The 8,849-nt window shown below is 65.9% G+C and carries 7 protein-coding genes; all 7 read left to right on the plus strand.

Annotation, left to right across the window (positions count from 1 at the left end):
* Positions 1-173 precede the first annotated feature (173 nt).
* Entirely contained in the window at positions 174-458 is a 285-nt protein-coding gene (locus JNK68_00100) for a hypothetical protein (protein ID MBL8538747.1), read from the plus strand.
* Positions 458-1,354, plus strand: a complete 897-nt coding sequence (locus tag JNK68_00105) for a DUF2092 domain-containing protein (GenBank protein ID MBL8538748.1) — start codon at positions 458-460, stop codon at positions 1,352-1,354. The genes JNK68_00100 and JNK68_00105 overlap by 1 nt, the downstream gene beginning before the upstream one ends.
* Before the next feature lie 10 nt (positions 1,355-1,364).
* Positions 1,365-2,084: a hypothetical protein gene (locus tag JNK68_00110; protein MBL8538749.1), complete on the plus strand. Its 720-nt coding sequence runs from the start codon at positions 1,365-1,367 to the stop codon at positions 2,082-2,084.
* A 197-nt stretch (positions 2,085-2,281) separates the two neighbouring features.
* Entirely contained in the window at positions 2,282-2,878 is a 597-nt protein-coding gene (locus tag JNK68_00115) for a histidine phosphatase family protein (protein MBL8538750.1), read from the plus strand.
* A 56-nt stretch (positions 2,879-2,934) separates the two neighbouring features.
* On the plus strand, positions 2,935-5,427 hold the full coding sequence (locus tag JNK68_00120; protein ID MBL8538751.1) for a glycogen/starch/alpha-glucan phosphorylase: 2,493 nt from the start codon (positions 2,935-2,937) through the stop codon (positions 5,425-5,427).
* Between the two features lie 106 nt (positions 5,428-5,533).
* Complete coding sequence (locus tag JNK68_00125) at positions 5,534-7,177, plus strand: alpha-D-glucose phosphate-specific phosphoglucomutase (GenBank protein ID MBL8538752.1); 1,644 nt, start codon at positions 5,534-5,536, stop codon at positions 7,175-7,177.
* Between the two features lie 43 nt (positions 7,178-7,220).
* The coding region (locus JNK68_00130) for a phosphoketolase family protein (GenBank protein MBL8538753.1) at positions 7,221-8,849 on the plus strand (1,629 nt) is incomplete at its 3' end.

An 8,849-nucleotide genomic window follows, 5' to 3' on the forward strand; every position in this document is an offset into this window, starting at 1 on the left:
GTACTACAAGGTTTCAGCGGTGGGTGACATGTATGCGCCGAAGGGTGCTTCCATGTCAGTGGAGCAGCGCTACCAGAACGTGCGCATCATCGCGGTCTACGACAAGTCCCAGCTCGGCAACGTACCCGGTTGAGTCATACCTCGATCGACATCAAGAAAGGGAGGAGAAGACCATGCTGAAACATTGCGGTCTATTTGCTCTGCTCGGCGCGCTGCTGCTGGTGAACGGCGCCCAGGCGCAGTATCCAGTCCTGGACATGGTCGCCCAGCGCGTGATCGAGAAATACCAGGGCGCGAGCTGCGAGCAGTTGTGGGAGCGGAAGGGTCAACCCAAGTCACCGCGCGAGCAGGAGGCGATCCAGATGCTGCGCGGTGATCCGCAGATGGCATCCGCCTTCCTCAACAAGGTGGCCGGTCCGATCGCCACCAAGATGTTCGAGTGCGGGATGATTCCGTGATGGAGGCGCCAAAATCCCGCTTGTGGCGCGCGTTGCTCGTTGCGGTGAGCCTCGCGCTCGCCGGCAACGGCTACGCGGCGTCATCGCAACCCGCGAAGAAGCCGTCAGCAGCGAAATCCGCGAAGGCGAAGTCGGCGGCCAAGCCTGCCGCCGCAGCGCAGGTCAAGCCGGTAATCGAGGCGAAAGCGGTCGACCTCCTGAAGGCAGCGAGCGCGCGGCTCGCGGCGGCGAAGTCGATGAGCTTCACGGCGATCGTCTCGTATGAACATCCGAGCCGCTACGGGCCGGCCCTCGTTTACACCACCAAGTCGGACGTCGCCCTGCTGCGACCTGACAAGCTGCGGGTGATCACCTATGGCGACGGTCCGCCTTCGGAGTTCTACTACAACGGCAAGACGATGATGGCTTTCGCGCCGGTCGAGAATCTGGTGGCCGTGGCCGATGCCCCGCCGACCGTGGATGCGATGCTCAAGGCGGCGTTCGATTCGGCATCGATCTACTTCCCATTCACGGATTTCATCGTCACCGATCCGTACAAGGACATCGCCGAGGGCCTCGAGCTCGCCTTCTATATCGGGCAATCGAACATCGTCGGGGGTGTCACCACCGACATGGTGGCGTACGTGAGCGGTGGCGTCTTCGTGCAGGCGTGGATCGGCGCGGAAGACAAGCTGCCGCGGCGGGTGCGCGCGGTGTACCTTGCCGATCCGCTGCAGCTTCGGCACGAGATGGAACTCTCCAACTGGCAGCTCGATAGTCCGGTGGCCACGGAATTCTTCGAGTCGGCGAAGGCTGCCAATGCAAACCGCATTTCGTTCGGGAGCCCGCAGCTGCCCGCGGTGACGAAACAGCTGCCGACGAATCCGGTCAAGACTTCACCAGCGAAAAAACCTTAGGAGGCTCGCCATGAAATGCATTGCGATCTGCTCATCTGGTTTGATGATCGCCCTGCTTGCGCCCTCGGCCGTCCTCGCCTGGGGCAGCGCCAATCGCTTCGGCGGCAGCACCGAGCATGAGGCGGGGGTAGGCACCGAGCACACGAACCGCTTTGGCGGCAGTTCGGAACACGCCTTCGACGGTGGTTCGGAGCACACGAACGTCTACGGCGGCTCGACCGCCGGCAAATACGGCGAGGGCGCCGAGCATACCAACGTCGAAGGTGGCGTCACCGAGGGCAAGTACGGCGAGGGTGCCTATCATGCCGGCCCAGGCGCGGCTCCCGGATACCATCCCCCCGGATCCGCTGCCTATTACCCCTACCATCCGCCGGTCGCGGTGCCGTACTACACCTCGTCCGGCTGCACCGGATGTGCGGCCGCGGCCGGTGCGGTGGTGGGTGTGGCCGCTGGAGCGGCGGTCGCTTCGGCCAACACCGCGGCCGCCACCTCGAACGCCTATGCTGCCGGGGTGGCGGCGGGCAGCGCGAACACCGCGGGCGCCTATAACGCCGGCGTGGCGGCGGGTGCGGCCGGGGCCTACGCGACGGGTGCGAGCTATGCCGCGCCGCCGCCGGGCGCCATTGCCGTCAGCCGGGGCGGCACCACCTATTACCTGAGCGGCAACACCTGGTTCAAGCCGCTCTACGGAGCGAATGGCGTCCACTATCAGGTCGTGCCGACACCCTGATGGCTTCGCGAGAGGAGATATTCCACGGGTCAGGAAGTTCTTCCGGGTTCGCATGCGGCCGCGCGCAACGCAAGCCACGGCAGGCTAACGCCCACCCGCGCGCCTGTGCCACAATCCTTCGCCATGTGCGATCGCGTGTGGAAGCGGAAGAGCTTTGGAGCGGGCGCGACCGGTGGGCGTGAGAGGACACGTTTGCCGTGACCGCTCAACTGCCGCTTCTCTATCTCGCGCGCCACGGTGAGACTGCCTGGAGCCTGACCGGCCAGCACACCGGACTCACCGACCTGCCGCTCACCGAGCGCGGCGAGCGTGCGGCGCGAAGCCTGGCACCCCGGCTCGCCGAACTCGACTTCGCCAAGGTGTACACGAGCCCTCTCGCACGGGCCGTGCGCAGCTCCGAGCTGGCGGGGTTCGGGGGCGTTGCCGAATCCGACCCCGACCTCCTCGAGTGGAATTACGGCGATTACGAAGGGCGGCGGACACAGGACATCCGCATCGAGCGGCCGGACTGGCGCATCTTCCGCGACGGCTGCCCCGGCGGCGAAACGCTGGCACAGGTCGCCGCCCGGGCCGATCGCGTGATCGCACGGGTGCGGGTGATCGACGGCAACGTGCTGCTTTTTTCCAGCGGGCACATCCTGCGCACGCTCTCGGCGCGCTGGCTCGGCCTCGATCCGGTGGCCGGCCAGTTCTTCCTTCTCAGCACGTCGAGCCTGAGTGCGCTCGGCTACGAGCACGACCGCTCGGAGCCGGTGATCCGGCTCTGGGACGAGACCCGGCACCTCGGCACTTGACGCCTGAAGCGGCGTCGTGGTGCAGTGGCTTGCGGACGCCAGCAAAACGTGAGGAGGTGCGGAAGGTGACTGCTTCATCCGGGAATGCCGTCGGGAAACTCCTCGCGCAGTACGGCTGCGGCCCGATTCACTTTGTGGGCACCGACAATGCCTTCTACGAGCGCCACCTCGTTTTCGACAACGTGGTGGGCCCGGCCGAGGCCGATGCGCGGGAGCGCTTCGAGGCGCTGGCGCGCTCCATCCGCGACGTGCTCGCCCAGCGCTGGGTGCTCACCCGCGACGCGCACGCCCGTGCCAACCCGAAGCGGGTGTACTACCTGTCGATGGAGTTTCTCATCGGCCGCTCGCTCGCCGACAACGTGATCAATCTGCTGCTCGGTCCGCTCGCCGAGCAGCTGGTGCAACGGAAGAACATCGACTGGCTCGGGGCGCTGGAAGAGGAGCCGGATGCCGGGCTCGGCAACGGCGGTCTCGGCCGTCTCGCGGCATGCTTCCTCGATTCGCTCGCCACGCTCGAAATCCCGGCCATGGGCTATGGCCTGCGCTATGAGTACGGCATCTTCCGGCAGACGATCGACAACGGCTGGCAGCAGGAAAGCCCGGACAACTGGCTGCGGCGTCCCGATCCCTGGGAGGTGGCGCGTCCGAACGAGACGGTCGAGGTCAAGCTGGGATGCTCGTTCCGGATGCGCGCGGGCGGCATCGCCTGGATTCCGAATCTGCCTTCGACGCTGATTGGAATACCTTACGACCGGCCGGTGGTGGGATACGGCGGACGGACCATCAACACGCTGCGCCTGTGGGCGGCCGCGGCGCCCGATTATTTCGATTTCCAGGCATTCAGCAGCGGCGACTTCGTGGCGGCGCTGGCCGAGACGCTGGCGGCCGAGTCGCTCACGCGCGTGCTCTATCCGGACGATTCCACGGTGCGCGGCAAGGCACTGCGTTTCATGCAGGAGTATTTTCTCGTCGCCTGCTCGCTCGCCGACCTCGTGCGGCGCTTCCGGGCGGCGAACAGCGACTGGCGCACGCTGCCGGAGAAAGTCGCGATTCAGTTGAACGACACGCATCCGACCCTCGCCGTGCCGGAACTCATGCGCATCCTGCTGGACGAAGTCGGCCTGCCGTGGGACGAGGCGTGGACGCTCACGCGGGCAACCCTCGCCTACACCAATCACACCCTGCTGCCGGAGGCGCTGGAGAAGTGGCCGGTCGTATGGTTCGAGATGGTTCTGCCGCGCCAGCTCGCCATCATCTACGAGATCAACCAGCGCCTGCTCGACGAGGTGCGCGCGCGCTTTCCCGGCGACGACGGACGCGTGGAGCGCATGAGCCTGATCGAGGAGGGAAGCGAGCGGCACGTGCGCATGGCGAATCTCGCCATCGTCGGCTCGCACAGCACCAACGGTGTCGCAGCCATCCATTCCCAACTGCTGCGCACGATGACCGTGCGCGATCTGGCCGAGATGTATCCGGATCGCTTCAGCAACAAGACCAATGGCGTGACGCCGCGGCGCTGGCTGCGGCTCGCCAATCCGGCGCTCGCGCAGACCATCACGGCGGCCATCGGGGAGCGCTGGATCACGGACCTCACGGAACTCGGGAAGCTCGCACCGCTTGCCGACGATGCGGCGTTCCGTGACGCGTATCGGAGAGCGAAGCGCGCCGCCAAGGTGCATTTTGCCGAGTGGCTGAAGACGACTTCCGGGCAGAGCGTGGACCCGGACACGATCTTCGATTGCCAGGTGAAGCGCATCCACGAATACAAGCGCCAGCTGCTCAACGCGCTGCGCGTGGTCGTGCTGTACAACCGGCTGCGCGCGGATCCGGCGCTCGAGATGGCGCCGCGCACCTTCTTCTTCGCCGGCAAGGCGGCACCGGCCTATCACCTCGCCAAGGTCATCATCAAGTTCATCAACAACCTGGCTGCGGTGGTCGACGGCGATCCCGCGGTGCGCGGGCGGCTCAAGGTGCTGTTCCTTGCGGAGTATCGCGTGACGCTGGCCGAGCGCCTGATCCCGGCGGCAGACGTCTCCAATCAGATCTCGACCGCGGGCTACGAGGCGAGCGGCACCAGCAACATGAAGTTCATGATGAACGGCGCGCTGACGCTTGGCACGCGCGATGGCGCGACGATCGAGATGGCGCAGGAGGCCGGCGAAGAGAACTTCTTCCTCTTCGGGCTCACGGCGGATCAGGTTGCCTCGAGTCGCCCCTGGTACCGGCCGCAATGGCACTACGACAACGAACCGGAGACGCGTGCCGCGCTCGACCTCGTGTTCTCCGGCCATTTCAACAGCGATGAGCCCGGCATTTTCGAGCCGCTGCGCGAGGCGCTGCTGACGGGAGGCGATCACTACATGCATCTGGCCGACCTGCGCGCCTACCTCGAGGCGGATCAACGCATCACCGATCTCTACGCCGATGCGCACGCCTGGTCGCGCAAGGCCATCCTCAATGTCGCCGCTTCCGGAAAATTCTCGAGCGATCGCACCATTGCCGAATACGCGACGCAGATCTGGGGCGTCAAACCGCTGCCACTCGATTAGGAATCCACGGTCGCGCCCTCGGCGGGAAAATGTGTAACACAGCCGGGTGCGCCCAAGTCGCCATGTTTATCGTAGGATGGCGGGTCTGATACCAGGGAGAATAATCATGGCCACCTCGCCGCTTGCCGGAAAACCCGCGCCGAAGTCGATGCTCGTCGACGTGGCGCAGCTCGAAGCTGCCTACTACGACCGCCGCCCCGACCCGGCGGACCCCACCCAGCTCGTCAGCTTCGGCACAAGCGGCCATCGCGGCTCGCCGTTCTCGGGCTCCTTTACCGAGACGCATATTCTCGCCATCACCCAGGCGATCTGTGACTACCGCCGCGCGCAGGGCACCGACGGGCCGCTGTACATGGGCAAGGACACGCACGCCCTGTCGGCACCGGCGCAGCGCACCGCGCTCGAAGTGCTCGCCGCCAACGGCGTGACGACCCTCATCCAGAAGGGCGACGGCTTCACGCCGACGCCGTCCGTGTCGCACGCGATCCTGAGTTACAACCGCGGGCGCACCGAGCATCTCGCCGACGGCATCGTCATCACGCCGTCGCACAACCCGCCGGAGGACGGCGGCTTCAAGTACAACCCCCCGAACGGCGGCCCGGCGGACACCGACGTGACCGGCTGGGTGCAGAACCGCGCCAATGAACTGCTGCGCGCCGGCAACCGCGACGTGCGCCGCACGCCTTATGCGAACGCGCTGAAGGCGGAGACGACGCGCGAGGAGGATTTCATCCAGCCCTACGTCGACGACCTGAAGAACGTCATCGACATGGAGGCGATCCGCGCTGCCGGACTCAAGCTCGCGGTCGATCCCCTCGGCGGCGCGGCCGTGCGCTACTGGGAGCCGATCAACCGCACCTACGGCCTCGACATCACGGTCGTGAACCCGAACGTCGATCCGACGTTCTCGTTCATGACGGTCGACCACGACGGCAAGATCCGCATGGACTGCTCGAGCCCGTATGCGATGGCAAGCCTGGTCGGACTCCGGGACCGCTATCGCGTCGCCTTCGCCAACGACCCGGACTCCGACCGCCATGGCATCGTCACGCCCGCTGCCGGTCTCATGAATCCGAACCATTATCTGGCGGTGGCGATCAGCTATCTGCTCACGCATCGTCCGTCGTGGCCGACGCAGGCCGCGGTGGGCAAGACGCTGGTGAGCAGCGGCATCATCGACCGCGTCGTGCGCAAGCTCGGGCGCAAACTCTCCGAGGTGCCGGTCGGCTTCAAGTGGTTCACGCCGGGATTGCTCGACGGGTCGGTATGCTTCGGCGGCGAGGAGAGCGCCGGTGCCAGCTTCTTGAAGCGCGACGGCAGCGTCTGGACGACGGACAAGGACGGCATCATCCTGAACCTGCTGTCGGCGGAGATCACAGCCCGCACGGGACGCGATCCGGGTGAGCATTACCGCACCCTGACGGAGGAATTCGGCGCGCCGTATTACACGCGCATCGACGCCGCAGCGACGCCGGTGCAGAAGGCGCAGCTCGGCAAGCTTTCGCCCGAGGCGGTGACCGCGGCGACGCTCGCGGGTGAGCCGATCACCGACAAGCTCACGCGCGCGCCGGGCAACAACGCGGCCATCGGCGGGCTCAAGGTGGTGACCGCGAACGGCTGGTTCGCCGCGCGACCGTCCGGCACCGAGAACATCTACAAGATCTACGCCGAGAGTTTCAAGGATGAGGCGCACTTGAAGACCATCGTCACCGAGGCACAGCAGATCGTCAACAATTCGCTCGGCGAGTAATGCAGAAGGCGCGGGGTGCGATTTCACGAAGAGGGGCACTGCCATGAATCAGGTTGCGACTCCGCCGGAGCTTTCCGCGTTCGGCCCCGCCCGTTCCACCGTGAGCGGCGCGCCGCTTTCCGCGGAGGAACTGCGTCAGATCGATGCCTTCTGGCGCGCGTGCAATTTCCTCTCGCTCGGCATGATCTTCCTGCGCGACAACCCGCTGCTCGCCAAGCCGCTCGAACCCGCGCACGTGAAGCACCGCCTGCTCGGGCACTGGGGGACGAGCCCGGCGCTTTCGTTCTGCTACGCGCACCTGAATCGCCTCATCAAGCGCGACGACCTCGACATGATCTTCATGGCCGGTCCGGGTCATGGTGCGCCGGGTGTGCTCGGGCCGGTCTATCTCGAAGGCAGCTATTCGGAGATCTATCCCGACAAGACGCTGGACGAGGAGGGGTTGCTGCGCTTTTTCCGCCAGTTCTCCTTTCCGGGGGGCATCGGCAGCCACTGCACGCCGGAGACGCCGGGTTCGATCCACGAAGGCGGTGAACTCGGCTACGTGCTCTCGCACGCCTGCGGCGCGGCCTTCGACAATCCGGATCTGATCGTGGCGGCCGTGGTCGGCGACGGCGAGGCGGAGACCGGGCCGCTCGCCACCTCGTGGCACATCAACAAGTTCCTCAATCCGATCCGCGACGGGGCGGTGCTGCCGATCCTGAATCTCAACGGCTACAAGATCAACAATCCGACGCTGCTCGCGCGCATCACGCGCGAGGAACTCGAGGACTTCCTGCGCGGCTGCGGCTGGACGCCGCACTTCGTCGAAGGGTCCGAGCCCTCCAGTATGCACCAGGTGATGGCCGCGACACTCGACCAGTGTCTGGCCGATGTGCGCACGGCGCAGGGGCAAGCGCGTGCGAGTGGTACCGCGACGCGCCTGCGCTGGCCGATGATCGTGCTGCGCACCCCGAAGGGATGGACGGCGCCGGCGGCCATCGACGGCCACAAGGTCGAGGGCTTCTGGCGCGCGCATCAGGTGCCGATGACGGATGTGCAGACCAACATCGCGCACCTCAAGGTGCTCGAAGAGTGGATGCGCAGCTACCGGCCGGAGGAACTGTTCGATGCCAACGGCACGCCGGCTGCCGAACTGCTCGCGCTGCCGCCGCAGGGGCAGCGCCGCATGGGGTCGAACCCGCATGCCAATGGCGGGCTCCTCAAGCGTGCGCTGCGCATGCCGGACTTTCGCGACTACGCCGTGCGCTTCGACAAGCCGGGGCAGACGCGTGCCGAGAACACCAAGCCGCTCGGCAACTTCCTGCGCGACATCATGCGCCACAACGCGAACAACTTCCGCGTGTTCGGGCCCGACGAGAACACCTCCAACCGGCTCTCGGCGATCTACGAGGTGAGCAAGAAGCTCTGGCTCGCGCAGTACTTCCCCGAGGATGCGGACGGCACCGAGATCGCCCCCGACGGGCGCGTCGTCGAGATGCTGTCCGAGCACACCATGGAGGGCATGCTGGAAGGGTATCTGCTGACCGGACGCCACGGTTTCCTGTCGTCCTATGAAGCCTTCGTGCACGTGATCGACTCCATGTTCAACCAGCACGCGAAATGGCTCGAGGTCTGCAACCATCTCTCGTGGCGTGAAGAGATCGCATCGCTCAATCTGCTCGTCACCTCC

Source organism: Betaproteobacteria bacterium, from assembly GCA_016791345.1.
Classification (GTDB): Bacteria; Pseudomonadota; Gammaproteobacteria; order Burkholderiales; family JAEUMW01; genus JAEUMW01.